Annotated in this window: 26 protein-coding genes and 2 pseudogenes; 16 read left to right on the top strand and 12 right to left on the bottom strand. The window is 64.6% G+C overall.

The genetic code is table 11. The features are described 5' to 3' along the window. On the bottom strand, window positions 1-387 hold the full coding sequence (locus JJB99_RS22170) for an ester cyclase (RefSeq protein WP_200494439.1): 387 nt from the start codon (window positions 385-387) through the stop codon (window positions 1-3). 56 nt (window positions 388-443) lie between these two features. After that, entirely contained in the window at window positions 444-1,316 is an 873-nt protein-coding gene (locus JJB99_RS22165; protein ID WP_200494438.1) for a bifunctional helix-turn-helix transcriptional regulator/GNAT family N-acetyltransferase, read from the bottom strand. A gap of 288 nt (window positions 1,317-1,604) precedes the next feature. Between JJB99_RS22165 and JJB99_RS22160 the strand changes: the two genes are divergently transcribed. Next, on the top strand, window positions 1,605-3,953 hold the full coding sequence (locus JJB99_RS22160; protein ID WP_246774940.1) for a DEAD/DEAH box helicase: 2,349 nt from the start codon (window positions 1,605-1,607) through the stop codon (window positions 3,951-3,953). A 356-nt stretch (window positions 3,954-4,309) separates the two neighbouring features. On the opposite strand, the pseudogene JJB99_RS22155 reads toward JJB99_RS22160, so the two are convergent. Together JJB99_RS22155 and JJB99_RS22150 are read right to left on the bottom strand one after the other, a co-directional pair. After that, a pseudogene (locus JJB99_RS22155) lies at window positions 4,310-4,513 on the bottom strand (tautomerase family protein); the annotation flags it as partial. Between the two features lie 23 nt (window positions 4,514-4,536). Next, window positions 4,537-5,276, bottom strand: a pseudogene (locus JJB99_RS22150) (SDR family oxidoreductase). 101 nt (window positions 5,277-5,377) lie between these two features. Between JJB99_RS22150 and JJB99_RS22145 the strand changes: the two are divergent. Next, the gene (locus JJB99_RS22145) at window positions 5,378-6,271 is read left to right on the top strand and encodes a LysR family transcriptional regulator (RefSeq protein ID WP_200494435.1); all 894 of its coding nucleotides are present in this window, start codon (window positions 5,378-5,380) and stop codon (window positions 6,269-6,271) included. Between the two features lies 1 nt (window position 6,272). On the opposite strand, the gene JJB99_RS22140 is transcribed toward JJB99_RS22145, so the two are convergent. From JJB99_RS22140 to JJB99_RS22125, 4 genes are all read right to left on the bottom strand, one after another. Beyond that, window positions 6,273-7,208, bottom strand: a complete 936-nt coding sequence (locus tag JJB99_RS22140; protein WP_200494434.1) for a hypothetical protein — start codon at window positions 7,206-7,208, stop codon at window positions 6,273-6,275. A gap of 10 nt (window positions 7,209-7,218) precedes the next feature. Continuing rightward, window positions 7,219-8,544, bottom strand: a complete 1,326-nt coding sequence (locus tag JJB99_RS22135) for an HlyD family type I secretion periplasmic adaptor subunit (protein WP_200494433.1) — start codon at window positions 8,542-8,544, stop codon at window positions 7,219-7,221. Then, on the bottom strand, window positions 8,541-10,283 hold the full coding sequence (locus JJB99_RS22130; RefSeq protein WP_200494432.1) for a type I secretion system permease/ATPase: 1,743 nt from the start codon (window positions 10,281-10,283) through the stop codon (window positions 8,541-8,543). The genes JJB99_RS22135 and JJB99_RS22130 overlap by 4 nt, the downstream gene beginning before the upstream one ends. Before the next feature lie 112 nt (window positions 10,284-10,395). Continuing rightward, window positions 10,396-10,698, bottom strand: a complete 303-nt coding sequence (locus JJB99_RS22125; RefSeq protein ID WP_200494431.1) for a hypothetical protein — start codon at window positions 10,696-10,698, stop codon at window positions 10,396-10,398. Between the two features lie 264 nt (window positions 10,699-10,962). On the opposite strand from JJB99_RS22125, the gene JJB99_RS22120 reads away from it, so the two are divergent. The 4 genes from JJB99_RS22120 (at window position 10,963) to JJB99_RS22105 (ending at window position 15,622) form a co-directional block, all read left to right on the top strand. Continuing rightward, the gene (locus JJB99_RS22120) at window positions 10,963-12,618 is read left to right on the top strand and encodes an acetolactate synthase large subunit (protein ID WP_200494430.1); all 1,656 of its coding nucleotides are present in this window, start codon (window positions 10,963-10,965) and stop codon (window positions 12,616-12,618) included. A 107-nt stretch (window positions 12,619-12,725) separates the two neighbouring features. Next, the gene (locus tag JJB99_RS22115) at window positions 12,726-14,552 is read left to right on the top strand and encodes a chloride channel protein (protein WP_200494429.1); all 1,827 of its coding nucleotides are present in this window, start codon (window positions 12,726-12,728) and stop codon (window positions 14,550-14,552) included. A 24-nt stretch (window positions 14,553-14,576) separates the two neighbouring features. Continuing rightward, window positions 14,577-14,924: a Lin0512 family protein gene (locus tag JJB99_RS22110; protein WP_018646107.1), complete on the top strand. Its 348-nt coding sequence runs from the start codon at window positions 14,577-14,579 to the stop codon at window positions 14,922-14,924. Window positions 14,925-14,929: 5 nt separating this feature from the next. Further along, window positions 14,930-15,622 carry a GNAT family N-acetyltransferase gene (locus JJB99_RS22105; RefSeq protein WP_200494428.1) on the top strand — a complete coding sequence of 231 codons (693 nt, stop codon included), beginning with the start codon at window positions 14,930-14,932 and terminating at the stop codon, window positions 15,620-15,622. 5 nt (window positions 15,623-15,627) lie between these two features. Here JJB99_RS22105 and JJB99_RS22100 read toward each other — a convergent pair whose 3' ends face one another. Beyond that, entirely contained in the window at window positions 15,628-16,173 is a 546-nt protein-coding gene (locus JJB99_RS22100) for a hypothetical protein (RefSeq protein WP_200494427.1), read from the bottom strand. Between the two features lie 246 nt (window positions 16,174-16,419). Here JJB99_RS22100 and JJB99_RS22095 point away from each other — a divergent pair, with 246 nt between their 5' ends. Both JJB99_RS22095 and JJB99_RS22090 read left to right on the top strand, forming a co-directional pair. Further along, entirely contained in the window at window positions 16,420-17,604 is a 1,185-nt protein-coding gene (locus JJB99_RS22095; protein WP_200494426.1) for a serine hydrolase domain-containing protein, read from the top strand. A gap of 17 nt (window positions 17,605-17,621) precedes the next feature. Then, window positions 17,622-18,287 carry a DUF429 domain-containing protein gene (locus JJB99_RS22090; RefSeq protein WP_200494425.1) on the top strand — a complete coding sequence of 222 codons (666 nt, stop codon included), beginning with the start codon at window positions 17,622-17,624 and terminating at the stop codon, window positions 18,285-18,287. Here the strand turns inward: JJB99_RS22090 and JJB99_RS22085 are convergent. Beyond that, on the bottom strand, window positions 18,277-18,531 hold the full coding sequence (locus JJB99_RS22085; protein ID WP_200494424.1) for a hypothetical protein: 255 nt from the start codon (window positions 18,529-18,531) through the stop codon (window positions 18,277-18,279). The two genes, JJB99_RS22090 and JJB99_RS22085, sit on opposite strands and share 11 nt — an antisense overlap. A gap of 99 nt (window positions 18,532-18,630) precedes the next feature. On the opposite strand from JJB99_RS22085, the gene JJB99_RS22080 reads away from it, so the two are divergent. Continuing rightward, window positions 18,631-19,332 (top strand): glutathione S-transferase family protein, encoded by a 702-nt coding sequence (locus tag JJB99_RS22080; protein WP_200494423.1) that lies wholly within the window; start codon window positions 18,631-18,633, stop codon window positions 19,330-19,332. Window positions 19,333-19,334: 2 nt separating this feature from the next. Here JJB99_RS22080 and JJB99_RS22075 read toward each other — a convergent pair whose 3' ends face one another. Continuing rightward, window positions 19,335-19,706, bottom strand: coding sequence for a tRNA-binding protein (locus tag JJB99_RS22075; RefSeq protein WP_200494422.1), 372 nt, complete (start codon window positions 19,704-19,706; stop codon window positions 19,335-19,337). A 124-nt stretch (window positions 19,707-19,830) separates the two neighbouring features. Here JJB99_RS22075 and JJB99_RS22070 point away from each other — a divergent pair, with 124 nt between their 5' ends. Beyond that, complete coding sequence (locus JJB99_RS22070; RefSeq protein WP_200494421.1) at window positions 19,831-20,184, top strand: ArsC family reductase; 354 nt, start codon at window positions 19,831-19,833, stop codon at window positions 20,182-20,184. 32 nt (window positions 20,185-20,216) lie between these two features. On the opposite strand, the gene JJB99_RS22065 is transcribed toward JJB99_RS22070, so the two are convergent. Next, a complete protein-coding gene (locus JJB99_RS22065) occupies window positions 20,217-20,864 on the bottom strand; it encodes a PAS domain-containing protein (RefSeq protein WP_200494420.1) in 648 nt (215 codons plus the stop codon). 356 nt (window positions 20,865-21,220) lie between these two features. On the opposite strand from JJB99_RS22065, the gene JJB99_RS22060 reads away from it, so the two are divergent. From JJB99_RS22060 to JJB99_RS22035, 6 genes are all read left to right on the top strand, one after another. After that, a complete protein-coding gene (locus JJB99_RS22060; protein ID WP_027557526.1) occupies window positions 21,221-21,976 on the top strand; it encodes an ABC transporter ATP-binding protein in 756 nt (251 codons plus the stop codon). Next, window positions 21,969-22,715 (top strand): ABC transporter ATP-binding protein, encoded by a 747-nt coding sequence (locus JJB99_RS22055; RefSeq protein WP_200494419.1) that lies wholly within the window; start codon window positions 21,969-21,971, stop codon window positions 22,713-22,715. Before JJB99_RS22060 ends, JJB99_RS22055 begins: the two co-directional genes overlap by 8 nt. A gap of 66 nt (window positions 22,716-22,781) precedes the next feature. Then, window positions 22,782-24,002, top strand: coding sequence for an ABC transporter substrate-binding protein (locus JJB99_RS22050; RefSeq protein ID WP_200494418.1), 1,221 nt, complete (start codon window positions 22,782-22,784; stop codon window positions 24,000-24,002). Between the two features lie 74 nt (window positions 24,003-24,076). Next, window positions 24,077-24,940 carry a branched-chain amino acid ABC transporter permease gene (locus JJB99_RS22045; protein ID WP_200494417.1) on the top strand — a complete coding sequence of 288 codons (864 nt, stop codon included), beginning with the start codon at window positions 24,077-24,079 and terminating at the stop codon, window positions 24,938-24,940. 1 nt (window position 24,941) lies between these two features. After that, on the top strand, window positions 24,942-25,910 hold the full coding sequence (locus JJB99_RS22040) for a branched-chain amino acid ABC transporter permease (RefSeq protein WP_200494416.1): 969 nt from the start codon (window positions 24,942-24,944) through the stop codon (window positions 25,908-25,910). 153 nt (window positions 25,911-26,063) lie between these two features. Then, entirely contained in the window at window positions 26,064-26,708 is a 645-nt protein-coding gene (locus JJB99_RS22035) for a DUF47 domain-containing protein (RefSeq protein ID WP_200494415.1), read from the top strand. Window positions 26,709-26,714 lie beyond the last annotated feature (6 nt).

Raw genomic sequence — 26,714 nt, 5'->3', positions numbered from 1 at the left:
CTACAGCTGCGCCTCGATCGCAGCCTTGTCGATCACCGACCAGACGTGCCGGATCTTGGCATCGCTGCATTCGTAGAACACGTTCTCGCAGAACGAGACGCGCCTGCCGTTCACGGGGAGACCTAGGAATGTTCCGAGCGGGGTGCAGTAGAACTTCAGCCGGGCGGCGATGCGGGGCGGATCGGAGATCAGCAGCTCGATGTCGAAATAGAGATCCGGAATCTCGCGAAAATCTTTCTCCAGCATCGCGCGATAGCCGGACAGCCCGAGAGGCTCCGCGTTGTGGGTGACGTCGTCATGGACGAATTGCCCGAGCGCGGGCCAATCCTGCCGGTTCAGACAGGCGATGTAGTTGCCGTAGGCGTTGGCGAGATCGTCTCGTGTCATGGCGAAGCTCCGGTGGCTCGGACCACAACGCGGCATCGGCGAAAACGGGTCGCCGCTCAAAGCGGCTTTTCGAAGAAAAGATCCGGATAGGGATCGTCGTTGAAGCGCGGAATCTCGCGCCAGCCGGTGCTGCGATAGAGCTGGCCCGCTTCGGGAAGTGCGCTATTGGTGTCGAGCCGCAGCAGCGCGATGCCGAGCTCGCGTGCGGCATCTTCAGTCGCGTCCATCAGGCGCCGGCCGAGCCGCAATCCGCGCGCCGTGGGGGCGACCCAGAGGCGCTTGATCTCGGCGTAGCCGTGATCGGTCCCCTTTAGGCCGACGCAGCCGATCGGCAGCGTGTCCGACCTCGCGACGATGAAGGTGCCGCGCGGGCGGCGCATGTCTTTGGCGTCCGGGTCTCTCGAAAGAGAAACGTCAAAACCCTGTTTGAAGCGGCGGCCGAGCTCGGCATAGTATTCGCCGAGGCAGTAGCGCGCTTCCTCACTCTGCGGATCCATCTCGTCCAGCGTGACGCGCTGGTGCGTCAATGCGGAGGCGATCAGGTCCATCGCCGCCAGCAGCGCCTCGCGTTGCGGATGTTGGGCCAGAATGCCCTCGGCCTGCGCGTTGGACAGCGCCTCATAAGCTGCGAATTCGCGCCGGCCGGCCCGCGTCAGCCTGGCCACGCGGCGGCGGGCATCGTCCACATGCGCCGTCGTCTCGATCACTCCCTCGTCCTCGAGGCTGCGCAGCAGCCGGCTCATCAGGCCGGAATCGAGGCCGAGATAGTCGCGGATCTCGGCCACGTCGGAACGCCCGTGCCCGATCGCATTGAGCACGCGCGCCGCGCCCAGCGGCCGTCCACGCCCGAGGAACGATGTATCGAGCGCGCCGACGGCGGAGGTGACGGCGCGGTTGAAGCGGCGGACGCGGGCGACCGGGTCGAGCATGATCTCTGACTTTAGTCAGGTATCTTGCGGAGTCAATCGAGCTCGACCGAGCGAACGGAACCTCGACGCGAGTGAGCGTTGCTCGTTTCGACAACCGTGGATTACGTTCCGGGGTCGTTCTGTCCGGGCCATATGAGGGATAATATCGGCCGCTGTGAGCCCTCAAGGAAGCCCGAAAGAACGCGAATGAAATCCCTGAAATCCGGCGCCGCTGCGTCGCGCAAACAGGCCAAGCTTTCCCGCACCTACGCTCCGGTCGACCTGTCGCCAGTCGAGTGGCAACGCCAATTGCGCCGCGAGTTCGGACGCGAGCAATCCTTCCTCCTGGAAAATCTCGGCAATGATCCGTTCTTTTCCGAATTCCGCGTCTCCAATCCGAAATCCAGGTCGAGCTATCGCGTGGCTATTCGCGGGCTTGGACCCGGCGGCAATTTCTGCTCGTGCCCGGACTACGCCACGAACGAGCTTGGGACCTGCAAGCATCTGGAATTCACTCTCGCCCGGCTCGGGAGCAAGCGGGGCGCCAAGGCAGCGTTCGCTCGTGGATACCGGCCGTCATTTTCCGAGCTCTATCTGCGCAATCAGGGCAGACGCAGCGTGCATTTTCGCGCCGGAACCGACTGCCCGGCCGATATCGTCGAGGCTTCCGCGGTGCTGTTCGATCTGGAGCATGACGGGATGCTGAGGGATGACCATTTCGGCGCGCTCGACGAATTCATCGACTTGGTGTCGAAGAGTGGTCACGAACTGCGCGCTTATGACGACGCACTCGACTTCATCGCGGGGGTGCGGGACACCGAGCATCGGGCGGAAAAGCTGCAGCGGCTGTTTCCGCGGGGCAGCGCCGATTCCAGGCTGAAGGGCCTGCTGAAGATACCGCTCTACCCATATCAGGCTGAGGGCGCATTGTTTGCGGTGCGGGCCGGCCGCGCATTGATCGGCGACGACATGGGACTGGGCAAGACGATCCAGGCGATTGCAGCGACGGAAATACTCGCCCGACATTTCGGGGTGTCGAGAGTCATGGTGATCTGCCCGACCTCGCTCAAATACCAGTGGCAGAGCGAAATTGCGCGATTCTCGGGGCGGAAAGACAGGCGCGGCGCGCGCGTCATCAGTGGCGGTCGAGTGCAGCGGGAAAGGGACTATGCGCTCGACGACTTCTGCAAGATCACCAACTACGAGAAGCTCCAGCCGGATCTCGACCTGATCACCGCATGGTCACCCGAACTGGTCATCGTCGACGAGGCCCAGCGCGTCAAGAACTGGAATACGGTTGCGGCGCGGGCGCTGAAGCGCATCGATAGCACCTATGCGATCGTGTTGACCGGGACCCCACTGGAGAACAAGCTCGAAGAGCTGATCTCCATCGTACAGTTTGTCGATCAACATCGACTCGGTCCGACCTGGAAACTCCTGCACGAGCATCAGGCCAAGGATGAAGGGGGGCGCATCACCGGTTATCGGGGCCTGGACAAGATCGGCGAAACCCTGGAGCCGATTCTAATTCGGCGGCGAAAGTGGGAGGTGCTTCGGCAATTGCCGAGCCGGACCGACCAGAACGTGCTCGTGCCGATGACGGTACCGCAGATGGACTTGCACAGGGAAAACGCAGACACGGTTGCGAAGATCGTGCAGCGCTGGCGCAAGACCAAGTTCCTGTCGGACAAGGATCAGCGGCGATTGACCTGCGCCCTTCAGAACATGCGGATGTCCTGCAACAGCACCTATTTGCTGGATCGGGAGACTGACCACGGCGTCAAGTCCGACGAACTGGCTGCGCTGCTCGATCAGTTGTTTGCCGAGCCGGGCGCCAAGGCCGTGGTGTTTTCGCAGTGGACGCGGTCGCACGAGATTGTGATCCGTCGCCTGGAGGCCCGCGGCATCGGCTATGTCAGCTTCCATGGTGGCGTGCCGTCGGAGAAGCGACCCGAGCTGGTTCAGCGTTTTCGGGACGATCCGGCTTGCCGCGTGTTCCTGTCGACGGACGCTGGCAGTACGGGACTCAATCTGCAGCACGCCTCGACGCTGGTGAACATGGATCTGCCGTGGAATCCCGCCGTGCTCGAGCAGCGCATCGCGCGCATCCACCGCCTCGGTCAGGCGCGGCCGGTTCAGATTGTCAACTTCATCGCGAAAGGTACGATCGAAGAGGGCATGCTTTCCGTCCTGGCCTTCAAGCGCGCGTTGTCCGAAGGCATTCTCGACGGCGGCAGCAACGAGGTCTCTCTGGGAGGTTCACGGCTCAGCCGCTTCTTGAAGGATGTGGAGAACGTGACCGGAAGCATGGGAGCCGGCGAGGCCGTGACGGCCGCGGAGGAGGCCGGGCAGATCGAGAGTGCCGGCAATACTGCATCGGTGGGCGGCGAGCCCGCGTCCGCGGCGCCATCGGGGGAGGAATCCGTGGCCCCACCGCGCGATTCATCCTCCGATCCCTGGCAAGCGCTGGTGCAGATCGGCGCGCAATTGGTCGGTGCCATCGTTGCGGCAGATGGCACCGGCATGACGGGGCATCCCTGGATCGAGCGCGACCCGACAACGGGTCGGCAGAACCTGAAGATTCCGCTTCCGCCTCCGGAGACCGCTAGGCGGCTGGCCGATATGCTCGGCGTGCTGGCCGACCGTCTGCGCGGCTGATGCGCGGAGATCATGCTCGAACCATGACCCAAACGTGACGTCGATCGTCCCAATCTCGTCGCGCTTTAGGTTTCGGGCCGGATCAGCTTGATGTCCTGGTCGGCCGCCCAGCCGGCGACGTCCTCGCGCTTCAGCGCTGTCGCCATCAGATCCGGAAACTGGTCCGGCGTGCAGGCAAAGACAGGAATGCCGAGGCTGGCGACTCTTGTCGATAGCGCGGGGGCGTAGGAGGGACGACAACGCCAAACCCGACTACCTCGAATTCATCCGCGATTCCCAACACGGCTTCGTCTCGATGACGCTGCCGCCCACGGGCGGCACCGAGCTCGGCCTGAAGCTGAAATGACAGCGTCGCCGGCGCGAAAGGCGTCGGGAACGATGAACACTTCGTCGGCACGGCCGTAGCCGCCATCCGGTACTTCCTCGATCAGCACCATCGTGTGCGGCCGCGCCGCATCGCCGAAATACTCGGCAAACAGCGCGGTGAGGCGGTGCACGATCTCGGCCTTCTGGCTTCGCGACAGCGCGGCTTGCGGAATCTTGATGTTGGCGAAGGGCATGATGGGTCTCTCCGTGTGATGCGTCAGACCACGCCGCCATTGGCACGGATGATCTGGCCGTTGACCCAGCCGCTGTCGCGGCCGGCGAGGAAGGCGACGATTCCTGCGATGTCGTCGGGCTGGCCGAGCCGGCCGAACGGGTTCATGCGGCGATCGCGCGCACCTGCTGCTCGCTCTTGCCCTCCAGGAACAGCCGCGTCTCGACCGGTCCGGGCGCCACCGCGTTGACGGTGATGCGCCGGCTGCCGAGCTCCTTGGCGAGGATGTGAGTCATGGCTTCGACCGCGGCCTTGGTCGCGGCGTAGACGCCGTAGCCGGGCTGATAGAGGCCGATGACGCTGGAGGAGAAGCTGACGATGCGGCCGCCCTCGCGCAGCCGCCGCGCCGCTTCGCGCAAGGCGCGGAACACGCTGTCAAGATTGATCGACATCTGCCGCGCAAACGCTTCGTCGCTCACCTCGGCCAGCGGGCCGAGCTCCATTACGCCGGCATTGTTGACGAGGATGTCGACGCCGCCGAAGGCTTGCTCGGCCGCATCGAACAGCCGCGCCGGCGTTGCCGGATCGGCCAGATCGGCCTGCACGGCGATGGCGCGTCCGCCGGCGGCTTCGATCTCGGCCACGAGTGCGTCGGCGGCATCGCGGCCGCTGGCATAGTTGATCGCAAGGGCGATTCCGTCCTGCGCCAGCCGGCCGGCAATCGCGGCGCCGATGCCGCGGGAGCCGCCCGTGACGATGGCGGCACGTTGATGTTGGTTGGTCATGGCGGGTCTCCTGAACGCTATGATCCGAGAATAGCCGGTCGCCGTGACCGGATAATCGCCCCGGACTTGCCATCACCTGTCGGCTGTGGTGAACAATCGCCATGGACCGCTTTGACGCCATGCGCCTGTTCGTCCGCCTGGTCGAGCGGCAGAGCTTTACGGCTGCGGCTGCCGACCTCGGCATTCCCCGCTCGACGGCGAGCGAGGTCTTGCGCGGCCTCGAGGCACGCCTCGGCACGCGCCTCTTGGAGCGAACGACGCGGCACGTCACGCCGACGCTCGACGGTGAGGACTATTACCGCCGCTGCGTCGCCATCCTCGCCGAGGTCGAAGAGGCGGAAGCCGCGATGCGCGACGCGCAGCCGCGCGGCCTGCTCCGCATCGACGCGCATCCCCTGCTGACCCGCACCTTCATCCTGCCGCATCTGCCGGAATTTCTGGCGCGCTATCCGCAGCTCGACTTGCAGATCGGGCAGGGCGATCGGCTGGTCGATCTCGTGCGTGAAGGTATCGATTGCGTGATCCGGTCGGGCGAGCCCGGCGACAGCGGCATGATCCAGCGCCGCCTCGGCACCATCGCGGAGATCACGGTGGCAAGCCCGGCCTACATTGCGAGCCACGGCGTGCCCGCGACGCTGGATGCGCTCGACGGACATCAGATGGTCGCCTTCGTCTCCTCACGCACTGGCGACGTGCTGCCGCTGGAATTTTCCGTCGCGGGCGCGCTGCGCCACGTCGTGCTGCCGAGCCGGGTGCGCGCGAACAATTCCGACACGATGGCCGATCTCGCACGGCTCGGCTTCGGCCTCGCGCAGGCGCCGCGTTATCGTTTCGCGGAGGATCTCGCCAGCGGTGCGCTGGTCGAGGTGCTCGCCGATTATCCGCCATCGCCGACGCCGCTGTCGGCGCTCTATCCGCAAAACCGCCAGCTTGCGCTGCGCCTGCGCGTCTTCCTCGACTGGATATCGGGCATCTTTGCCGCGGCGAAGCTGTGAGCTAGAAATGGTGCACGCCGAGCGCCGAGAAGGCGCCGTCGTGGATGTCGTGGCCGTCGCCGGGCTGGCCGAGAAAGCCGAGATGCAGCGTCAGCGGCGATAGTGCCGCCATCGGCACTGCGCCGGCGGTGTCGAGCCCGCCGATATCGACATCGTGTGGCGCGGCGCCTTCGTGGGGCGAGGCCAACGGCGTGCTCACGATATCCGTGACCAGCGCATTGAACAGGTCGGGGCCGTGCGCGTCATGCTGCGCATCGCCGCCGACGGAATGCAGCAGGCCGCCGACCAGGCCGGTGACGCTGTCGGTGAGCTGGCCGATCGTTCCCGTGATCGTGGACGTTAGTTGCGTCACGGTCGTGGTCAGGCTGTCCAGCGTGTGCGACACAGCCGCCAGCGACGTGTCGACCAGGTCAGTGATCGTGCTGCCGAGCTCGTGCAGGGACGACACCGGATCGATGGTGGCGGACGCTGTGACGTCGGTATGCGCAGAGGTGGCGCTGCTTGCCGGGAGATGATCAGCCGCGGCGGGCGCGAGGGGCGTCATGGCGTGACTGTCGGCCGGAACAGAGGCGCTGGCCGGGCTGTCCGTCGTGGCGGCGATATCGGCGGTTGCGCCGGCATGCGAGGCGCCGCCAGTCGTCGCATCCGTATGAACCGGGGTCTCGCCGGTCGGCGCCGCGCCCGCATCGGCATGGTGGTCGCCGGAAACGGGTTGACGATCGGCTGGTGTTGCGTCCGGGGGCACTGGATCGGCGTGTGCCGGCGGCAAATCCGTAGGCACCGGCTGCGCAGCGTTGCCGGCGTGGTTTCCAGATGCCTCGGCCTCCTTCAGGAAGGCGACCAGCGCGGTCATGAACGCGACCGTCTCTTCCGTCGTGATGTGGCGCGCAATCTCCGCTCTGTCGGCGCGACGGTTGTTGTGCTCGGATGCAGCCATCGGCTTCTCCTCAGCGTTCGCGGAAGGCACGGGTCAGCTCGTCGCGGAGCGGACCAAGCAGATATTCGAACAGGGTGCGTGGCCGCGTCGGCACGATCACCTCTGCCGGCATGCCGGATTGCAGTTCGATGCGCGATTTCTTGACGTCTTCCGGCTCCAGCGAGACTTCGACGGCGTAGTAGCCGGGCCCGCCGGACTTGTCGTTTGTGACGCGGTCGGCCGAGACCGTCCGCACCGTGCCGTAGAGGCGGGGGCGCTCGACATAATTGACCCCGGTGAGCCGGATCTCGGCGCGGCGGCCAACGGTGACATCGTTGATGTCGGACAGCTTGAGCTGCGCATCCACGATCAGCGGATTGTCCGATGGCACGATGTCCATGAGCTTGGCGCCGGGCTGGATCACGCCGCCTTCGGTGAACACGTCGAGCCCGACCACCGAGCCGGTCGCAGGAGCCCTGATCTGCGTGCGTGTCACCACGTCGGTCGCGGCATCGATCTTCGGCGCAAGCTCGGCGAGCTTGTTCTCGGTGGAGCGGAGTTGGTCGGTGATCTCGCTCATCCGGGTGCGCTCGGCCCTGGCGATCTCGGCCTCGTTCTGCGCGATCTGCTGCTGCATGCCGGCGATATTGGCGCGCTGTGCGCCGATATCGGCCTGCAGCTTGGCGTCCTCGCGTTGCAAGGCCAGGATCCGCGTCTTCGGCGTATAGCCCTGTTCGTACAAATGCTGTGCGCCGTTCATCTCGTCGGCGAGCAACTCACGTTGCTTCTCGGTGCCGGTGAGCTGCGCCTGGGTGCCGCCGATCTGGGCGGTCAGCTCGGCGATCTTGCCCTTGAGCACGGCGGTCTCCGCCTCGAACTGATGCTTCCGCGCCGCCATCATCGCGATCTCGTTGGCCATCGCCTGGCGCAGCGCAGGTTTTGCATCCTTCGGATCGACGCCGAAGTCCGGCGCAGATCGGCCGTCGCGTTCGGCAATCAGCCGTGCCTCCGCGGCGCGCGAGGCATCGCGATCGGCGACCAGCACGTCAAGCTTGGCGCGGGGATCGCTGTCGTCGAGCGTGGCGAGAAGCTGGCCTTGCTGGACGTGAACGCCTTCGCGGACCAGGAGCTGGCGGATGACGCCGCCATACGGGTGCTGCACGCTCTGGCGCCGCCCCTCGACCTGGAGATTGCCGCTGGCGATAGCAGCCCCGGAGATCGGGGCAAGCGTCCCCCACAGCGTCATGGCGGACGCGAACGCGCCGACCACGATGGCGCCGACGAGTGCGGGACGTCCCGGCCGGGCATAATAGGCGCGTTCGCGGTCGGCGATGTAGGTCGATCCGAGCGTGCTCATGATGCAGCCGCCCGTGCTGCAGCCTGCTGCTGCAAGGCCTGATAGACCTCGCCGGGTGGGCCGAGCATGTCGAGCATGCCGCTGCGCAGCACCATCATGATGTCGACGACGTCGAGAATCGTGGTGCGGTGGGTGATGACGATCACCGCCGCGCCGCCGGCCTTGGCGTTGAGCAGTGCGGCCTTCAGCGCCTCTTCGCCGGGCGCATCGAGATTGGCGTTGGGCTCGTCCAGCACCAGCAGCGGCGGATGGCCTAGGAGGGCGCGCGCAAGGCCCAGGCGCTGGCGCTGGCCGCCGGAAAGGCCAACGCCGCCGACGCCGAGCCGGGTATCGTATTGTCGGGGCAGGTCAAGCACCATGTCGTGGATGCCGGCGCGGATCGCAGCGTCGATGATCTCGTCGGTCGAGGCATCGCCGAAGCGCGCGATGTTCTCACGGACGGTGCCGGCGAACAGGCCGACATCCTGCGGCAGATAGCCGACATGGCGGCCGAACTCGACGGGATCCCAGTGATTGTAGTCGAGCCCGCCGAAGCGCAGCCGTCCCGCGGCCGGCGCCATCGCACCGACAAGCAGCCGGGCCAGCGTGCTCTTGCCCGAGCCGCTCGGGCCGACGATGCCGAGCGCCTGGCCACCCGCGAGCTCGAAGGACACGCCTTTCAGCACGGGCTCGGGCCGCGACGGCAGTTCGCAGACGAGCTCGCGCACCTCAACGGTATTGCGCTGCTTCGGCACGATGGTTTGCGGCACGGTCACGTCGACGGTGGCGAGCAAGTCGCGCACCTGTGCATAGGCATCGCGCGCGCCGATGAACTGCTTCCAGGTGCCGACGGCCTGCTCGACCGGCACCAGCGCCCGGCCCATGACGATGCTGGCGGCGAAAATCGTCGCGGGCGTGATGGCATGGTCGATCGCGAGCCAGGCGCCGGTGCCGAGCATCAGGGATTGCAGCAGCAGACGGAAGAAGCGGATCGACGACGTCATCACCGCATTCTTGTCGCTGGCGACCGCCTGCTGCACCAGCATCGCCGAACGCTGGCTCTGCCAGTTGCGCTCGACCGCCGGCTGCATGCCCATGGCGCGGATCACGTCGGCATGGCGCAGCACATTCTCGGTGAAGACGTAGGACTGGTTGCCGGACGCCTCGGCCTGCTTCATCGGCGAGCGGGTCAGGATTTCGTTGACGCCGGCGAGTCCGAGCAGCAGCAATGCGCCGATGGTGGCGACGAGGCCGAGCAGGGGATGGATGAAGAACAGCAGCAGGAGATAGATCGGAATCCACGGCAAGTCGAATGCGAAATAGATGCCCGAGCCCGTCACGAAGGTGCGGAATTGGTCGAGGTCGCGCAGCTGCTGCGCGCCGCGCGATGCGCCGCGCTCGGCCGATCGCACCACCAGCGCCTCGAACACGCGCGTCGACAGCTCCATATCGAGCCGGATGCCGCAGCGGATCAGGATCCAGGCGCGCACGGCATCGAGGCCGGCCATGGTCAAGAGCGCGATCGCGAGGATGAGGGTGAGAAGAACGAGCGTCGAGATGTTCTCGTTGAGCAGGACGCGGTTATAGACCTGCATCAGATAGAGCGGCGAAGAGAGATAGAGCAGGTTGATCGCGCTCGAGAACAATCCTGCCCAGAGGAAGTGCGGCCAGAGCTTCTTGAGCGCCTCGCGGACATCGTCACTGCGACGATAGGGCGGCTCTGCCGCCTCATCCGCGACCGTCAACAGTGCTGACGCCATCTGAATGTCCTTACGGTTTGAAAAGAATTGGCGCCGGGACGCTGGCGGGCTTACGCGTGGCGTGGCGTGGGGCCTCAGCCCCACGCCACATATCTGTCATCTGGAAATCGGCTCAGACCAAGCCGTGAAGAAGGCCACCGACATCGAGATGGCCGACGTCTGCGCTGAGACCCACCGCGGTCGGCGCGGAGATCGAGGCGTCGATGCCACCGGTTCCCGCAAGGCCTGAGGTGGAGACGTCAACGCTGGGGTTGGTTTCGATCAGCGCGCCCACATCGAGCGTGTGCGACAGATCCACCGAGCCGCTGGCGCCGGCCGTCACACTTCCACCTGCATCAGCGCTGCCTGACAGCGCGCCCGTTGCTGTTCCAAGCAGACCATCGACAGTGCCGAGCAGGTTTCCGAGAAGAGCCATGTGAACTCCTTTGGGTTGGCAGTTGAGATCGCGACAGAAGCGTCGCTGCCCAAGAAGTCGCCTCGCCCGCCAAAGGTTGCGGACTCACATGCGGCCATTTGGTGCTGATTTTTTGGGCGAGGAACTTCGTATGGAAGGGCGTGCGAAGAGTTCAAGAACGCACGGCGCAGTATGGGCCACCCCTCTTTGTGAGTTGTGCTTGTGCCGCGGACGCCTACCATGCGCTCGCTCCCGCCACGGGACGCACATCGATCAGGAGGCGACATGAGCGGACAGGGACGCAAATTGAAGGGATCGGACCTGTTTGTCGCGGCTCTGGAGAACGAAGGCGTCGATCGCATCTTCGGCGTCCCCGGCGAGGAAAATCTCGACTTCGTCGAATCGCTCCGAACCTCCAGGATCGAACTGATCCTGACCCGCCACGAGCAGGCTGCGGCCTTTATGGCGGCGACGCATGGACGGCTCACCGGCAAGCCCGGCGTGTGCCTCTCCACGCTCGGCCCGGGCGCGCTCAATCTGTCCACCGGTGCCGCCTACGCGCATCTCGGCGCGATGCCGATGATCCTGATCACCGGCCAGAAACCGATCATGAGCAGCCGGCAGGCGCGCTTCCAGATCGTGGACGTGGTGGCGACCATGAAGCCGCTGACAAAGCTGTCGCGGCAGATCGTCAGCGCCTCCTCGATCCCGACCGTGGTGCGCGATGCCTTTCGCGTGGCTATGGAGGAGCGGCCGGGGCCGGTGCATCTCGAACTGCCCGAGGACATCGCGGCGGATGAAGTATCCTCTGTCCCCGCGATCCCCGTGCATCCGATCGAGATCCCGGTCGCCCACCGCGCCGCGCTCGACCGCGCCGCCGGGATGATCTTGGCCGCAGAGCGCCCATTGGTGATGATGGGGGCGGCGACGAGCCGGCCGCGCGCGACCCACGGCATCGCCAGCTTCGTGCGGCGGACCGGCATTCCGTTCTTCACCACGCAGATGGGGAAGGGCACCGTGCCCGGCGGCACCAATCTCTATATGGGCACCGCCGCGCTGTCCGAGCGCGACTATGTTCACGACGCCATCGACGCAGCCGATCTGATTGTCGCGATCGGCCACGATCCGATCGAGAAGCCACCCTTCATCATGGGTCCCTCGGACCCGAAAGTCATTCACGTCAGCTACACGCCGGCAAGCGTGGAGCAGGTGTATTTTCCCGATGCGGAAGTCGTCGGCGACGTCGGTCCGAGCCTGGAGATCCTGGCCGACCGGCTCGAGGGCAAGCTGCCGCAGGCGGCGGCGCTGTTGCCGCTGCGCGAGGAGATCCTCAATCGCATCGCCGACCGCGCCACCGAGGCACGCTGGCCGCCGACGCCGCAGCGCATCGTGCACGACATCCGCGAGGTCATCCCCGAGAACGGCATCGTCGCGCTCGATAACGGCATGTACAAGATTTGGTTCGCGCGCAATTACCGCACCCGCGTCGCCAACACGCTGCTGCTCGACAACGCGCTGGCGACCATGGGCGCCGGCCTGCCGTCGGCGATGATGGCCGCCATGCTCTATCCCGACCGCCGCGTGCTCGCGGTCGCCGGCGACGGCGGCTTCATGATGAACAGCCAGGAGATGGAGACCGCCGTCCGCCTCAAGCTCAATCTGGTCGTGCTGGTGCTCGAGGACCACGCCTACGGCATGATCCGCTGGAAGCAGGCCGTCGATCATTTTGCCGATTACGGCATGACCTTCGGCAATCCGGATTTCGTCCTCTACGCCAGGGCCTACGGCGCCAAGGGACACCGGATCGCGGACATCGACAGCTTTGCTCCGACGCTCGACGCCGCATTCAAGGAGGGCGGCGTGCATTTGGTCGTCATCCCGATCGACTATTCGGAGAACGTGCGGGTGCTGGTCGACGAATTGCAGGCGCGGCAGAAATAAGCGCCCCAGATCGCTGGACTGCCGCGAGGATCATACCAGCCATTCCTTGATATATATCGTGACGCGATATATTGCGGGCACGAGACATCCTTCCGACAAGAGCAAACATGCGTCAGACCCTGGACATCACCGGCGGGCTCCCGCGCCATCGCGGCAAGCCCGGAGACTTCACCGCCGACCGCCGTGTGCTGATCCTGATCGGTATGGCCCTGCTGGTCGGCAGCTTGGGCGCCGGGGCGGCATGGGTGCTGCTGAAGCTGATCGCGCTTGTCACCAATTTGGTCTGGTTCGGCCATGTCAGTACCGAGAACGTCTCGCTGGCGAATGCGCATCCGGGACTTTGGATGGTGCTGGCGCCGGCGCTGGGCGGCCTCGTGATCGGCCTGATGGCGCGGTTCGGGTCGGAGAAGATCCGGGGCCACGGCATCCCCGAGGCGATCGAGGCGATCCTGATCGGCGGCAGCCGGATGCAGCCGAAAGTCGCGATCCTGAAGCCGCTGTCCTCGGCGGTGTCGATCGGGAGCGGCGGCCCGTTCGGCGCCGAGGGGCCGATCATCATGACCGGCGGCGCGATCGGATCGATCTTCGCGCAATGCTTTCACCTCACCGCGGCCGAGCGCAAGACGCTGCTGGTCGCAGGCGCAGCCGCCGGCATGACGGCGATCTTCGGCACGCCGATTGCGGCCGTCCTGCTCGCGGTCGAGCTATTGCTGTTCGAATGGAAGCCGCGCAGCTTCCTGCCTGTGGTGACCGGCGCCGTGATCTCGGCGGCGTGGCGTCCGCTGCTGTTCGGGACAGGGCCGTTGTTTCCGTTCGCCGAGCGGCCGGACCTGCCCTGGTGGGGCCTTGCGGCTGCGATCGGCGTCGGCATCGTTGCCGGCCTGCAATCCGGACTGATGACGCGGCTGCTCTACGCGATCGAGGACCTGTTCGACCGCCTGCCGGTGCACTGGATGTGGTGGCCGATGCTCGGCGGCTTGATCGTCGGCCTCGGCGGGCTCATCGATCCGCGCGCGCTCGGCGTCGGTTACGACGTCATCGCCGACCTGCTCTCCGGTCACATGGTGCGCGACGAGGCGATCCGCCTGCTGCTGGTGAAATCCGCGATCTGGGTGATCGCCCTGGGCTCAGGCACGTCGGGCGGCGTGCTGGCGCCGCTGCTCATCCTCGGCGGCACCGCCGGCTGGATGGAGGGGCTGGTGCTGCCCGGTGGGGCCTCGTTCTGGGCGCTGGTCGGCATGGCCGCGATGATGGGCGGCACGATGCGCTCGCCGCTGACCGGCGTGATGTTCGCGATCGAGCTCACCGGCAACATCGACATGCTGCTGCCGCTGCTCGCCGCGACCGGCGCGGCCCACGCCGTCACCGTGCTGCTGCTGAAGCGCTCGATCCTGACCGAGAAGATCGCGCGCCGCGGCCAGCACATCACACGCGAATACGCGATCGATCCGTTCGAGCTGCTGCGCGCCGCCGATGTCATGGTGACTGACGTTGACACGCTGCCGGTCGACCTGCCCATCGACGAAGCGGTCGCGTTCTTCACCTCGGACCAGCGCCGTCACAAATCCTATCCCGTCGTCGCCGCCGACGGACGGCTCACCGGCATGGTGACCCGCGCCGACGTGCTGCGCTGGCGCACCGAAGGCGACCATCAGGCCGCGACGCTCGACGACGTCGTCTCCGACACCTCGGCGGTGGTGGCTCATCCCGACGACGTGCTGGGCAGGGTCGCCGATCTCATGGTCGCCTCCGATCTCGGCCGCCTGCCGGTGGTCGATCGCACTACCCATCGTGTCGTGGGCCTGGTTGCGCGCAAGGATTTGCTGCGAATTCGCGCGGTCGTGAACGCGCAGGAGGAGGACCGCAGCGCATATTTCCTGCGCGAAAAGGCGCTTGTGCCGGAGGCGCGGATCGCGGAAGGTCAGCCGCTCTGAACCCCAGCACCGACAGGAATGAACATGACACGTGTTCGCTGCGTTACCGAGATGGGCATGGGCGTCGACGTCCACGGCAGGGACGCCACCAAGGCGGCGAAGCGGGCGGTGTCCGATGCCATCAGGCATTCCAGCCTCGGCTTTTTCCGGATGATCGGCAAGACCGCAAACGACATGTTCGTGGATGTCACGATCGGCGTCCCCAACCCCGAGGCGGTCGACAAGGAAGCCGTTGCAAAGGAGCTTCCCTACGGCACCGTGACCGTTACCGCGGTCAAGGGCGGCCTGGAGATCCCCTCGGCCACGGAAGTGGCCAATGATCCCATCCTCATTGCCAACGCTGCCGTCATCGTCAGCTTCGACAAGGACTAGAGGCAGTGTCCGATGGCGATGACACGCTGCTGGATCGCCCGATCTGGAGCGCGTTGACGACGCGCCAGAAACATCTGGCGGAAGGCGGTCCGCGGGCCCTGCGCTATCCCCAGGACATGACGCCGTTCGCCGACATGGTCGACATGTCCGCGGCAAGCTTTGCCGCCCTCGGCGAGCTCATGTCGGCTTCGCAAGTCGCCGCGCTGTTCACGCCGGATCCGGTCGACGTGCCCGCCGGCTTCAAGGTTGTGCTCGCCGAGACCGGCGAGCAGATGATCGGCTCGCCCGCCGACAGCCCGCTGCGCGATGTCGAGATCGTCACGCTTGGGGCCGCCGACGTGCCCGCCATGATGGCGCTGACCGCGCTGACCAAGCCCGGCCCGTTCGCGCTGCGGACGCACGAGCTCGGCACCTTCCTCGGCATCCGTGCCGGTGGCGAGCTGGTCGCGATGACGGGCGAGCGGATGAAGCCGGGAAAGTTCGTCGAGATGACCGCCGTCTGCGTCCACCCCGACTATCGCGGGCGCGGCTACGCGCAGGCGCTGCTTGCGGCCGTCGCGCGCCGGATCGAGGCGCGCGGCGAAATTCCGTTCCTGCACGTGTTTTCCAGTAACGCGTCCGCCATCGCGCTCTATCAGCGGCAAGGCATGCGCATTCGCCGCCGCCTGCATGTCACCGCGCTGATGAAGCAGGAGTGACGACGTCAGGTCCTGTAGTCGACGAGCAGCGCGCTCGAGGAGGAGGAGTTGCTGCTGCCGCTGGCGCTGTACGAGGTCGACTGGCTGGTCGCGCTCTGGAGCATCGCGAGCAACTCCTTCATCAGGTCCTCGGCGCTGGCCGATGACGAGCTCGACGATGAGGTGGAATCGGTGCTGCCCGTGCTCGATGAGTCGTCGCTCGCGTCCGGCGGCGGAGGCGGGCCGCCGGCACCATTGGCCCGGTCCGAGAACGTGTTGGCGAACACGTTCTTGAGTTCGCTGGCCTGGTCGCTGGTCAGCTTGCCGCTCGACACTTCGCTCTGGATGAGGTCATCGATCTTGGACTGCATCTCATCGGGCGAGGGTGGCGAGGAGGAGCTGGAGCTGGATGCGCCGCTCTTGAGCGCAGAATCGATGTCGTCGAGCGCGGAGGAGAGCGCCGATTCGTCGCTCGAGCTGATGGTGCCCGCCGAGACTTCCTTGGTGAGCTCGCTCTTGAGGCGGTCGAGCGGGGAATAGGAAGTGGTGGAGGTTGCGGAGATCGAGGTCATTGCCGGTCGCCCTTGATGATGTTGAAAACACGCGGAAACATGGGTGTGAGGCTAAAGGTCGCGCGCTTAACGAGGTCTTGCCGCGAGGATTGTAGCGGTTTTCGTTGTGTTGCTCGCGGCGGGATGAACACGCGGCGAAACAAAAATGTCGATGTGGCCTGCGCGGACCCGACCGTGGAAGGGTGGCTTCCCCGCGGCCGATTTGACGCTATATCCATCGCAACCAATTCAGGGGGGCTGCAATTCATGGACACCAGGCCAATCGATTTTTCCGCCGTGCGGACGGCGATGCAACGCTACGTCGATCAGGAGATCGTCCCGGGCGCGTCCTGGGCGGTGCTGCGCGGCCGCGAAGTCGTGGACCAGCAATGCGTCGGCTTTGCTGATCGTGAGGCGAACACGGCGCTTCGGACCGACCACATTTTTCGCGCGTTCTCCAACACCAAGATCTTCGTGACCTGCGCGATCATGCTGCTGATGGAAGAGGGGCGCATCGGGCTCGATGACGCCGTCGAGACATTCCTGCCGCAGCTCGCCAACCGCAAGGTCTTGAAGCAGGGCGCGGCAAGCCTTGCCGATGTCGAGCCGGCCAACACCCCGATCACGATCCGCCAGCTCCTGACCCACACCTCCGGCCTCAGCTACGGCATCTTCGATCCGGGCACGGTGCTGTTCAAGGGCTACAACGGGGCGGGCGTGCTCAACCCGCTGACGCCGCTCGCCGACATGATCGACAAGCTTGCCGATCTGCCGCTGTCCTATCAGCCCGGCACGAGCTGGGAATATTCGGTCGCCACCGACGTGCTCGGCCATGTCGTGGAGGTCGTCTCGGGCAAACCCCTCGATGCCTTCCTCAACGTGCGCATCTTCGAGCCGCTCGGCATGACCGATACCGACTTCTACGTGCCGGAGGCGCAGCAGGGCCGGCTGGTCGCGCTCTACAACGGCGCTGATGTGCTCGATCCCATGAAGCCGGGCCTGACCCGCGCCGACCATCTGCCTTATCCGTACGCCTATCGGCGGCCGTTCCCGCGGTTATCGGGCGGCGGCGGTCTGGTTTCGACCTTGCCGGACATGCTCGCTCTGGTGCGCGCGCTGTTGCCCGGGTCGGATGCGTTGCTCAAGCCGGACACGTTGCGGCTTATGATGACGAACCAGCTGCCATCGGGGCAGACGATCCGCTTCGCCAATCTAGGGCCGATTCCCGGCAAGGGATTTGGCCTCGGCGGCGCCGTCACCTTCGCGCCGACGCCGTTCGATCCGCCGAATTCGACCGGCGAATTCCAGTGGGGCGGGCTTGCCGGCACCCATTGGTGGATCTGCCCCGAGGCCAATACCGCCGGCGTGCTGATGACGCAGCGTTATATGGGATTCTGGAATCCGTTCTTCTTCGAGTTCAAGCGCCTCGCTTATCAGGCCGTCGGCGGCTGACCGCGAATCGGTATCACGTGCCCAACTATCTCGGTCTCGACGGATTTCGCTTCGGCTGGGTCGCCGCCTGGATCGATGAGCGCGGCGCTCACGGCTTCGATTATGCGCCGGACCTGACGCGCTTGCTCGCGATGCCGCATGCGCGGGCGATGATCGACATGCCGATCGGGTTGAATCCGAGCGGCTATCGCCTGTGCGATCTGCGCGCCCGTGAACTGGTCGGCCCTGCCGTGTTTCTCGGCGCGCGCCGCGACCTCTGGACGTTTGCCGACATGGCAGCAGCCAATCGCCACTACTGGGAGCGCGAAGGCGAGGGCAGGGGCGTCTCGGTGCAGCTCTGGAACATCAGGGACAAGATCAGGGACCTCGACGCGATCATGACGCCGGCGCGGCAGGCGACGATCGGCGAAGCCCATCCGGAACTGATTTTCTGGAATCTGGCCGGCCGCGTGCGGCTTGCGACCAAGACGTCGGCGGAAGGCCGCGGACAGCGCATCGCGCTGCTGGCGCAACGCGGCTTCACCCGCCTGCCGCAATGGCTGACGCTGCGTCATGGCACCGGCATCGGCCGTGACGACCTGATCGATGCCTGTGCCTGTGCGGTCGCTGCACGCGACAGCACGCAGTGTGTCGGCGGGGAGGAGATCGATCCGCGCGGATTGCGGATGGAGATCAATTATTGAAGCGGTACGCGGCACAATCATCGATCGGGAAAAAGCGGCAATTTATTTCAGGTGCATGGGAACTGCCAATGGTTGGCGCGCGTTCCTCGTGCGGATCGAATACAGAGAAGCTTGTGCGATGAATGATGCCAGTCAGTTCGCGACCGCGATGCTCGCGCTCGTCTTCATCGGAGCCTTGCTCGTGACCGGACAGCTCTTCATCGAGCAGCGCGCACAGCGCGACGCGGTGTACATCACCAGCCATTTGCTGCGGCCATAATGATCGGCGTCGCCGCCCGGACTTGCGCCGTTCGATGGCTCGCCTAGATTAGGCGGCAACTCACGAACGCCGCCCGGGGTCCTAATGTCCGATCTGTCCGCCTTTCCCATCACCAAACGCTGGCCGGCCAAGCATCCCGAGCTGCTCCAGCTTTATTCGCTGCCGACGCCGAACGGCGTCAAGGTTTCGATCATGCTGGAGGAGATCGGCCTGCCTTACGAAGTCCATCTCGTCGATTTCGGCAAGGACGACCAGAAGACGCCTGAATTCCTTTCGCTCAATCCGAACGGCAAGATTCCGGCGATCCTCGATCCCAACGGTCCCGGCGGCAGGCCGCTGCCGCTGTTCGAGTCCGGCGCGATCCTGCAATATCTCGCGGAGAAGACCGGCAAGCTTTTGCCGGAAGATGCAGCGCGGCGTTACCAGACGCTCGCGTGGGTGCATTTCCAGATGGGCGGCATCGGACCGATGTTCGGTCAGGTCGGCTTCTTCCACAAATTCGCCGACAAGGATTTTGAGGACAAGCGGCCGCTGGAGCGCTACGTGAACGAGTCGAAGCGCCTGCTTGGCGTGATGGAGACGCATCTTACGGGCCGGCAATGGTTCATGGATGACTACAGCATCGCCGACATCTCGATGCTCGGCTGGGTGCGCAATCTCATCGGCTTCTACGGCGCCGGCGATCTCGTCGAGTTCACTCAGTTCAGGTCGGTCGGTGCCTGGCTCGAACGGGGCCTCGCGCGCCCCGCCGTGCAGCGCGGGCTGAACATTCCGCCGCGACCGTAAGGCTAGAACAAGCGCCCGCCGTTCGGCACGGGCTTGCTCGGCTGCACCAGCACGACCTTGCCGTCGGCATCGGGGAAGCCGAGCGTCAGCACCTCGGAAACAACAGGTCCGATCTGGCGCGGCGGGAAATTGACGACTGCCGCGACTTGTTGCCCCACCAGCGTCTCGAGCGGATGGTTCTCGGTGATCTGCGCCGAGCTCTTGCGCACACCGATCGTGGGGCCGAAGTCGATCCACAGTCGAAAGGCCGGCTTGCGTGCCTCCGGGAACGGTTTGGCTTCTATGATGGTGCCGACACGGATATCGACCGCCAGGAAGCTGGTGAAGTCGATGGTCGGCAAGGCGGCCGCAGCGGGATCGTGGGTGACGTGCATAAGGTGTCCGTTCGGAAGGTTGGCGTCGTTCGCAATATTGTGGCGCGACGCGGAGTTTCGTACAACGCTTGGGGACGTAAAACGCCCCGGGGACCACGATATGACGCATGCGCGGGGAAACGTCTTGCCCAACATCATCTATGGCATCAAGAACTGCGACACCATGAAGAAGGCGCGCGCCTGGCTCGACACCCATGGCGTCGCCTATGAATTCCACGACTACAAGGCAGCAGGCGTCGAGAAGGACAAGCTCAAGCAGTGGAGCGACAAGGTCGGCTGGGAGACGCTGCTCAATCGCGCCGGCACGACCTTCAAGAAGCTGCCCGATGCCGACAAGGAAGGCCTCACCGAGCAGAAGGCGCTGGCCTTGATGCTAGCGCAACCATCAATGATTAAGCGGCCGGTGCTGGAAGCCGGCGGCAAGCTGCTGGTTGGCTTCAAGCCGGATATCTATGCCAAAGAAGTCAAGGCCAAATAGAAGGTCAAGTAGATCAGTGCCCGCACTGGGCGTCAGTTCAGTTCGATGATCTCGTTGGCGATGCCGGGACCCGACTGGTCGGCGAACTCGACCACGTCGGCCGCTGCGATGCGGCCGGGGGCGCGATGAAACAGGTCGCGGTCGATCACCGCGCGCTGCTTCGGACGCGGCAGCGCGTCATTTCCGCGCATCAGATTCTTGATCTCGAAGCCGCCGTCCTCGCAGAACGTTTTGAGCGAGGCGATGACGTGGCGGACCTTGCCGTCGGTTTGGAACGGCAGCAGCAGGCGTTCATAGGCGACGACGCGGCCATAGATGTCGTCGACATCAGCAACGCTGTAGACCGGAAGTCCGCGCGCCACGCATTCGTAATAGACCGGCATCACGAACGGCACGAGCCGCGGCCCGATATACTCATCCAGCGCAACGCCCTTGCCGGTGTGTCCATAGGCGCGCGAGATGCGCGTGCCCTCGCTCTGGATGATCAGGCGCGGCGTCGGCGCCGAGATGTCTACCGTATAATAGATCAGGTCGGACAGCTCTTCCTCGATCCTGGCGGGCTGATACTCAGAGATCGCCGGCGCCGTCTGCTCGCGCGCATAGAGCCGCAGCCATGTGTTCAGCAGATCACGCTGCCTGATCGACTTGACGACGGAGGGAGCGGCGCTTGCGAAATCCAAGACAATATTCCCGGCATGTCAAAACCCGCGCATGATAGCGGCTGGGGGAAAATTTTTGATGAAGGCTGGCGCGGGGAACGAAACACCGTTAACGACGGCTTGATGACCGGAGCTTTCGCGAACCGGGAGGCCGGGCAGGCGGCATCGAAACATCTCCGACTAAGGGAGCATTTGTATCCCCGGCCGGAGGCCTGATCTGCTCAGCTTTCCGCCTTGCCTAACCCCCGTCACCTCCGGCATATTCCGCGCCCGGAGGCGGCGTTCCGGACGGGCTCCAAGGCCTCCGGAAGGCCGAGCAAACGAAGTAAACAAGGACAGCCGCGACCAGCGCGTCGTGCGGGCAGGGGGAAATCTGTTTGGCCGATGAGTTCATTCTCGAAACGGAAGGCTTGACCAAGGAGTTCGCGGGCTTCTTCGCCGTCCGCGACGTTGCGCTCAAGGTTCGCCGTGGGAGCATTCACGCGTTGATCGGCCCGAACGGTGCCGGCAAGACGACGTGCTTCAATCTTCTGACCAAGTTCCTGAAGCCGTCAGCCGGGAAAATCCTGTACAAGGGCCAGGACATCACCGCGATGGCGCCGGCCGACGTGGCCCGCATGGGGCTGGTTCGCTCGTTCCAGATCTCGGCGGTGTTTCCGCATCTCACCGCGCTGGAGAATGTCCGTGTCGCGCTCCAGCGCCAGCACGGCTCTTCGTTCGATTTCTGGCGTTCCAAGTCCGTGCTCAACCGCTTCAACGACCGCGCGCGCGAGCTGTTGAACGATGTCGGTCTCAGCGAGTTCGCCAACACGCCCGCCGTCGAGATGCCCTATGGGCGCAAGCGCGCACTAGAGATCGCAACCACGCTCGCACTCGACCCCGAGATGATGCTGCTGGACGAGCCGATGGCCGGCATGGGCCATGAGGACATCGACAAGATCGCGGCGCTGATCAAGCGCATCTCCGCGAAATACACCATCCTGATGGTCGAGCATAATCTGAGCGTCGTCGCCAATCTCTCCGACATCATCACCGTGCTGACGCGCGGGCAGGTGCTCGCGCAGGGCCATTACGCCGAACTGACTAAGGACGAGCGCGTCAAGGAAGCCTATCTGGGAGCCGGTCATGCCTGAGACTGTGATGGCTGAAGCACCGGCGAAGGCCGCCAACGGCGGGACCATCCTTCAGGTCCGCAACCTCGAAGCCTGGTACGGCGAGTCCCACATCCTGCACGGGATCAACTTCGACGTGAATGCGGGCGAGGTCGTCACCCTGCTCGGGCGCAACGGCGCCGGCAAGACCACCACGCTGAAGTCGATCATGGGCATCATCGGCAAGCGTGCCGGCTCGGTGAAGTTCAACAACCAGGACATCATCCGCGCGACCTCCGACAAGATCGCGCGCATGGGCATCGCGTTCTGTCCGGAGGAGCGGGGGATATTCTCCAGCCTGGACGTGCGGGAGAATTTGCTGCTGCCGCCGGTGGTCCGCGCGGGCGGACTGCCGCTCGAGCAGATCTTCGACCTGTTCCCGAACCTGAAGGAGCGGCTCAACAGCCAGGGCACCAAGCTGTCCGGCGGCGAGCAGCAGATGCTGGCGATCGCGCGCATCCTGCGCACCGGCGCGAGCTTCTTGATGCTGGACGAGCCGACCGAAGGCCTTGCGCCGGTCATCATCCAGCAGATCGGCCATACCATCGCGCGGCTCAAGAAGGAGGGCTTCACCATCCTCCTCGTCGAGCAGAACTTCCGCTTCGCATCCACCGTCGCCGACCGCTATTACGTGGTCGAACACGGCAAGATCATTGACGGATTTTCCAACGCGGAGCTTGCCGCCAACATGGACAAGCTCCACACCTATCTCGGCGTCTAAAACGGCCAGGAGCAGACTTGGCCAATCGACAATTTTGGCCAAGAGACAATTCACGAGGGAAGTCACATGAAAAAGTCGATTGCATCGTTTCTGATCGGCACGGCGCTGGCCGTGACTACCGCCGGCGCGGCTTTCGCACAGGACAAGACCGTCAAGATCGGTGCGCTGTCTGACCAGTCCGGCCTCTACGCCGACCTCGGCGGACCGGGCTCGACCCTCGCCGCACAGATGGCGGTTGAAGATTCCGGCCTGGCCGCCAAGGGCTGGAAGATCGACATCATCTCCGGCGACCACCAGAACAAGCCCGACATCGGCACCGCGATCGCGCGGCAGTGGTTCGACGTCGACAAGGTCGACGTCATCGTCGACGTGCCGAATTCCGGCGTGGCGCTCGCCGTCAACAACGTCGTCAAGGAGAAGAACGGCGTCTACATCAACTCGGGCGCGGCGACCTCGGACCTCACCAACGCGCAGTGCTCGCCCAACACCGTGCACTGGACCTATGACACCTACATGCTGGCCCACACCACCGGCCAGGCGCTGGTGAAGGCAGGTGGCGACACCTGGTTCTTCTTGACCGCGGACTACGCCTTCGGCGCGGCGCTCGAGCGCGACACCACGGCCGTGGTCGTTGCCAATGGCGGTAAGGTGGTCGGCGGCGTCAAGCACCCGCTCAACACGCCGGACTTCTCCTCCTTCCTGCTGCAGGCGCAGGCCTCCAAGGCCAAGATCATCGGCCTCGCCAACGCTGGCGGCGACACCACCAACTCGATCAAGCAGGCCGCCGAGTTCGGTATCGTCAAGGGCGGCCAGAAGCTCGCCGCGCTGCTCCTGTTCCTCACCGACGTCAAGGCGATCGGCCTGGAGACCGCGCAGGGCCTCAACTTCACCGAGACCTTCTACTGGGACATGGACGACAAGACCCGCGCGTTCTCCAAGCGCTTCGCCGACAAGATGAAGAACCATGCGCCGCCCACCATGGTGCAGGCCGGCGTCTATGCGGGCCTGCGTCACTACTTCAAGGCGCTGGACGCGCTCGGCGGCAATCCGCATGACGGCGTCAAGGTCGTCGAGAAGATGAAGTTGATGCCGACCGAGGACGATCTGTTCGGCAAGGGCGCGATTCAGCCCAACGGCCGCACCATCCACAACGCCTATCTGTTCGAGGTGAAGAAGCCCTCGGAGTCCAAGGGACCGTGGGACTTCTACAAGCTGGTCGGCACGGTCTCGGGCGACCAGGCCTTCACGCCGCTGTCAGAAAGCAAGTGCGCGCTGCTCAAGAAGTAAGATTCGACAGCCCGGCGGCAACCAGCCGGCGGGCGTCTACTTAAGGAACGCCGAAGGGACCGGGTGCGGGATCGATGCAGGCTCTTTACGCTCAGCTACTGGTGGGACTGATCAACGGCTCGTTCTACGCGCTGCTCAGTCTCGGGCTTGCCGTGATCTTCGGCATGCTCAACATCATCAATTTCGCCCACGGTGCGCTCTACATGATGGGCGCCTTCGTCGCCTATTTCCTGCTCAACCTCGGCGGCATCAATTACTGGTGGGCGCTCTTGCTGGCGCCTGTCATCGTCGGCATCTTCGGCATGATCCTGGAACGGACCATGCTGCAATGGCTGACCGGGCTCGATCACCTCTACGGCCTGCTGCTGACCTTCGGTATCGCGCTGATCGTGCAGGGCGTGTTCCAGAACTATTTCGGCTCCTCCGGTCTGCCTTACGCCATTCCGGACCAGCTCAAGGGCGGCATGAATCTCGGATTCATGTTCTTGCCCGTCTATCGCGGCTGGGTCGTCATCTTCTCGCTGGTCGTATGTATCGCGACCTGGTTCCTGATCGAGAAGACGCGGCTCGGCGCCTACCTGCGCGCTGCCACCGAAAATCCGACGCTGGTGCGTGCCTTCGGCATCAACGTGCCCCGCATGATCACGCTGACCTACGGGCTCGGCGTTGGCCTTGCCGCGCTCGCCGGCGTGCTCTCGGCGCCGATCAACCAGGTGCGGCCGCTGATGGGCGCCGACCTCATCATCGTCGTGTTCGCCGTGGTGGTGATCGGCGGCATGGGATCGATCATGGGCTCGATCATCACCGGCTTCGCGCTCGGCGTGATCGAGGGCCTGACCAAGTATTTCTACCCCGAGGCCTCCAACACCGTCGTGTTTGTGCTGATGGTGCTGGTGCTCTTGGTGAAGCCAACTGGATTGACGGGAAGGGCGGCCTGAGATGACAGCCTTGACGGATGATACGCTGCCGGTGACGCCGCGGGCGGTGCGTGACGAGATGATCGTATTCGCGGTGATGGCGCTGCTGCTGGCCTCAGTGCCGTTCACGGGGGTCTATCCGTTCTTCGTGATGCAGGCGCTGTGCTTCGCGCTGCTGGCCTGCGCCTTCAACCTGCTGGTCGGCTATGGCGGCCTGCTGTCGTTCGGCCACGCGATGTTCCTGGGCACCGCCGGCTATTGCAGCGCGCATGCGCTCAAAGTGTGGGGGCTGCCGCCCGAGCTCGGCATCCTCGTCGGCATTGCCGCGGCCTTCGGCCTGTCGATCATCACCGGCTACATCTCGATCCGCCGCCAGGGCATCTATTTCTCGATGATCACGCTGGCGCTGTCGCAGCTGTTGTACTTCATCTATCTCCAGGCGCCGTTTACCCACGGCGAGGACGGCATCCAGGGCATCCCGCAGGGGCACATGTTCGGGGTGTTCGATCTCTCCAAGCCGACGGTGTTGTATTACGTCGTCCTGGTCGGCTTCCTCGCCGGCTTCCTCTTGATCTTCCGGATCATCAACTCGCCGTTCGGCGAAGTCCTGAAGGCGATCCGTGAGAATGAGCCGCGGGCGATCTCGCTCGGCTATCGCACCGACCAGTACAAGTTCCTGGCCTTCATTCTGTCGGGCACGCTGGCCGGATTTGCCGGATCGCTGAAGGTGTTCGTGGCGCAGAACGCCTCGCTCACCGACGTGCACTGGTCGATGTCCGGCGAGGTCGTGCTGATGACGCTGGTCGGCGGTCTCGGCACCGTGTTCGGCCCCGTGGTCGGTGCCTTCGTGATCATCGCCATGCAGCAATATCTGGCGGGCTTCGGCCAGTGGGTGACGGTGATCCAGGGCTCGATCTTCGTGATCTGCGTGCTCACCTTCCGCCGCGGCGTCATCGGCGAAATCGCGCATTACTTCCGGCGCTCGCTCTAAATCATTGATAAAATTCAATTTACCAATGCGTGAAAGCGGTGGATGATCCGGCTTTGCGGGCGTGAGATGACACGCGCGCGAGGCGGAAATGGTCTATGACAGTTTTGTGACGGCTCGTTTGAGCCGGGCCATTTCCAACCGGTAGCCTATCCCATGATGCGATGGTTTCGCGCTTTTCTGCCCAAGGAAGAACGGTTCTTCGACCTGTTTGACCGCCATGCCCAGACTGTGATCCAGGGTTCGATCGCGCTCCAGGGCATGCTCAACGGAGGCGAGGAGACGCCGGTCTATTGCCAACGCGTCAACCAGTTCGAGAACGATGCCGACAACATCACCCGGGAGGTGCTGACGGCGGTGCGCCGCACCTTCATCACCCCCTTCGACCGCGGCGACATCAAGAACCTCATCACCTCGATGGACGACGCCATCGACCAGATGCAGCAGACCGCCAAGGCGGTGATGCTGTTCGAGGTCCGCAGCTTCGAGCCTCCCATGCGCGAGATCGGCGGGCTTCTGATCGAATGCGCCAACCTGGTCGGTCGCGCGCTGCCGCTGATGCAGTCGATCGGCCCGAACGTCGCCATGCTGACCGCGATCACGGAAGAGCTGGGCAAGCTCGAAGGTCGGGTCGACGATCTCCACGACATCGGCCTGAAGGAGCTGTTCCTCAAGCATCGCGACGGCAACGCGATGGATTTCGTCGTCGGCGCAGAGATCTACGACCACCTCGAGAAGGTGGCCGATCGTTTCGACGACGTCGCGAACGAGATCAACAGCATCGTCATCGAGCAGGTCTAGCGCATG

Source organism: Bradyrhizobium diazoefficiens (assembly GCF_016616235.1).
GTDB classification, from domain to species: Bacteria; Pseudomonadota; Alphaproteobacteria; order Rhizobiales; family Xanthobacteraceae; genus Bradyrhizobium; species Bradyrhizobium diazoefficiens_H.
The sequence above is the reverse complement of the archived record's forward strand: the minus strand, read 5'-3'. Positions and strand labels throughout refer to the sequence as shown.

What these genes read in the sequence shown, in the direction of transcription:
- JJB99_RS22170 (WP_200494439.1), bottom strand. Translation starts at nt 387, where the DNA reads ATGACACGAGACGATCTCGCCAACGCCTACGGCAACTACATCGCCTGT.
- JJB99_RS22165 (WP_200494438.1), bottom strand. Translation starts at nt 1,316, where the DNA reads ATGCTCGACCCGGTCGCCCGCGTCCGCCGCTTCAACCGCGCCGTCACC.
- JJB99_RS22145 (WP_200494435.1), top strand. Translation starts at nt 5,378, where the DNA reads ATGGACCGCTTTGACGCCATGCGCCTGTTCGTCCGCCTGGTCGAGCGG.
- JJB99_RS22140 (WP_200494434.1), bottom strand. Translation starts at nt 7,208, where the DNA reads ATGGCTGCATCCGAGCACAACAACCGTCGCGCCGACAGAGCGGAGATT.
- JJB99_RS22135 (WP_200494433.1), bottom strand. Translation starts at nt 8,544, where the DNA reads ATGAGCACGCTCGGATCGACCTACATCGCCGACCGCGAACGCGCCTAT.
- JJB99_RS22130 (WP_200494432.1), bottom strand. Translation starts at nt 10,283, where the DNA reads ATGGCGTCAGCACTGTTGACGGTCGCGGATGAGGCGGCAGAGCCGCCC.
- JJB99_RS22125 (WP_200494431.1), bottom strand. Translation starts at nt 10,698, where the DNA reads ATGGCTCTTCTCGGAAACCTGCTCGGCACTGTCGATGGTCTGCTTGGA.
- JJB99_RS22120 (WP_200494430.1), top strand. Translation starts at nt 10,963, where the DNA reads ATGAGCGGACAGGGACGCAAATTGAAGGGATCGGACCTGTTTGTCGCG.
- JJB99_RS22115 (WP_200494429.1), top strand. Translation starts at nt 12,726, where the DNA reads ATGCGTCAGACCCTGGACATCACCGGCGGGCTCCCGCGCCATCGCGGC.
- JJB99_RS22110 (WP_018646107.1), top strand. Translation starts at nt 14,577, where the DNA reads ATGACACGTGTTCGCTGCGTTACCGAGATGGGCATGGGCGTCGACGTC.
- JJB99_RS22100 (WP_200494427.1), bottom strand. Translation starts at nt 16,173, where the DNA reads ATGACCTCGATCTCCGCAACCTCCACCACTTCCTATTCCCCGCTCGAC.
- JJB99_RS22095 (WP_200494426.1), top strand. Translation starts at nt 16,420, where the DNA reads ATGGACACCAGGCCAATCGATTTTTCCGCCGTGCGGACGGCGATGCAA.
- JJB99_RS22085 (WP_200494424.1), bottom strand. Translation starts at nt 18,531, where the DNA reads ATGGCTGGTGATGTACACCGCGTCGCGCTGTGCGCGCTGCTCGATGAA.
- JJB99_RS22080 (WP_200494423.1), top strand. Translation starts at nt 18,631, where the DNA reads ATGTCCGATCTGTCCGCCTTTCCCATCACCAAACGCTGGCCGGCCAAG.
- JJB99_RS22075 (WP_200494422.1), bottom strand. Translation starts at nt 19,706, where the DNA reads ATGCACGTCACCCACGATCCCGCTGCGGCCGCCTTGCCGACCATCGAC.
- JJB99_RS22055 (WP_200494419.1), top strand. Translation starts at nt 21,969, where the DNA reads ATGCCTGAGACTGTGATGGCTGAAGCACCGGCGAAGGCCGCCAACGGC.
- JJB99_RS22050 (WP_200494418.1), top strand. Translation starts at nt 22,782, where the DNA reads ATGAAAAAGTCGATTGCATCGTTTCTGATCGGCACGGCGCTGGCCGTG.
- JJB99_RS22045 (WP_200494417.1), top strand. Translation starts at nt 24,077, where the DNA reads ATGCAGGCTCTTTACGCTCAGCTACTGGTGGGACTGATCAACGGCTCG.
- JJB99_RS22040 (WP_200494416.1), top strand. Translation starts at nt 24,942, where the DNA reads ATGACAGCCTTGACGGATGATACGCTGCCGGTGACGCCGCGGGCGGTG.
- JJB99_RS22035 (WP_200494415.1), top strand. Translation starts at nt 26,064, where the DNA reads ATGATGCGATGGTTTCGCGCTTTTCTGCCCAAGGAAGAACGGTTCTTC.